The sequence below is a fragment of the Bradyrhizobium genosp. SA-3 genome, from assembly GCF_004212635.1.
In the GTDB taxonomy this organism is placed as follows: domain Bacteria; phylum Pseudomonadota; class Alphaproteobacteria; order Rhizobiales; family Xanthobacteraceae; genus Bradyrhizobium.
Window position 1 is genome coordinate 1 of sequence record NZ_PSRT01000327.1, and the last position, 931, is coordinate 931.

The 931-nt window shown below is 65.8% G+C and carries 1 protein-coding gene; it reads right to left on the bottom strand.

Annotation, left to right across the window (positions count from 1 at the left end; genetic code table 11):
• The coding region (locus tag CWO91_RS42320; protein WP_208753156.1) for a VCBS domain-containing protein at positions 1-931 on the bottom strand (931 nt) is incomplete at both ends.

Sequence of the window (931 nt, forward strand, 5' to 3'; positions counted from 1 at the left end):
ATTGCCGGTGTAACTCCAGGCCCCGTTGGCATCGATGGTGAAGTCGCCATAGGTGCCGTGGACGTTGCTCTGCGCCACGACATGGACTTCGCCGCTGTCGGGATCCACAATCGTCAGCTGGCCGGAAGTGTTCAGCGCTGCTGCCGTGTCGCCTTCGGTCACCGCCTTGGAGTCCGACGAGACCGACGCCGCGTCGTTGGTGCCGGTGATGGTGACCGTCACGGTGCCGCTCGCCGTGCCGTCCTGGCTCACGACCGTAAACTGGTCCTGCACCTGCTGGCCGGCGGTGAGCTCATTGTGGGCGCCATTGCCGGTGTAGCTCCAGGCGCCGTTGGCATCGATCGTGAAGTCGCCATAGCTGCCGTGGACGTTGCTCTGCGCCACGACATGGGCCTCGCCGATGTCGGGGTCGGTGATGGTGAGCTGGCCGCTGGTGCTCAACGCCGACGTTGTGTCGCCTTCGGTTACCGCCTTGGAGTCCGAGCTAACGGTTGCCGCATCATTGGTCCCGGTGATGGTCACCGTCACGGTGCCGCTCGCCGTGCCGTCCTGGCTGGTCGCCGTGAACTGATCCTGCACCTGTTGTCCGGCGGCGAGCTCGTTGTGGGCGCCATTGCCGATGTAGCTCCAGGCGCCGTTGGCATCGATGGCGAAGTCGCCATAGCTGCCGTGCACGTTGCTCTGCGCCACGATGTGGGCCTCGCCGCTGTCCGGGTCGGTGATGCTGAGCTGGCCGCTGGCGTTGAGCGCCGCGGCGGTATCGCCCTCGGTCACGGACCTTGAGTCCGACGAGACCGTCGCCGCATCATTGGTCCCGGTGATGGTCAGCGTCACGGTGCTGGTCGCGGTGCCGTCCTGGCTGGTCACCGTGAACTGATCCTGCACCTGCTGGCCGGCAGTGAGCTCATTGTGCGCACCATTGCCGGTGTAG